Source organism: Azohydromonas sediminis (genome assembly GCF_003574675.1).
Taxonomy (GTDB): Bacteria; Pseudomonadota; Gammaproteobacteria; order Burkholderiales; family Burkholderiaceae_C; genus Calidifontimicrobium; species Calidifontimicrobium sediminis.
In genome coordinates this window covers 1-640 of sequence record NZ_QOAZ01000107.1, presented here as the reverse complement: position 1 = coordinate 640, position 640 = coordinate 1, and the positions used below count along the sequence as shown (strand labels likewise).

Here is a 640-nt window from a genome sequence, read left to right as displayed (position 1 = left end):
TCCCACTGAACACACACTTGGGGACCTTAGCTGATGATCTGGGCTGTTTCCCTTTTGACGATGGATCTTAGCACTCACCGTCTGACTCCCGGATACGAATACGCGGCATTCGGAGTTTGACTGGACTTGGTAACCCTTGGCGGGCCCCGCACCCAATCAGTGCTCTACCTCCGCAATTCTTTACTCCGAGGCTAGCCCTAAAGCTATTTCGGGGAGAACCAGCTATCTCCGAGTTCGATTGGAATTTCTCCCCTACCCCCACGTCATCCCCGAGCTTTTCAACGCTCGTGGGTTCGGGCCTCCAGTGCGTGTTACCGCACCTTCACCCTGCACAGGGGTAGATCACCCGGTTTCGGGTCTACGTCCACGTACTGTAATTCGCCCTATTCAGACTCGCTTTCGCTGCGGCTTCGTCTCATCGACTTAACCTCGCACGGGAACGTAACTCGCCGGTTCATTCTACAAAAGGCACGCCATCACCCATATAGAGGGCTCTGACTTCTTGTAAGCGCACGGTTTCAGGTTCTGTTTCACTCCCCTTCCGGGGTGCTTTTCACCTTTCCCTCACGGTACTGCTTCGCTATCGGTCGCTAGGTAGTATTTAGCCTTAGCAGATGGTCCTGCCGGATTCCCACGGGGT

Annotated in this window: 1 rRNA gene; it reads right to left on the bottom strand. The window is 54.8% G+C overall.

From position 1 onward, the window contains the following. Positions 1–640: ribosomal RNA gene (locus DRV96_RS17840) — 23S ribosomal RNA — on the bottom strand; the annotation flags it as partial.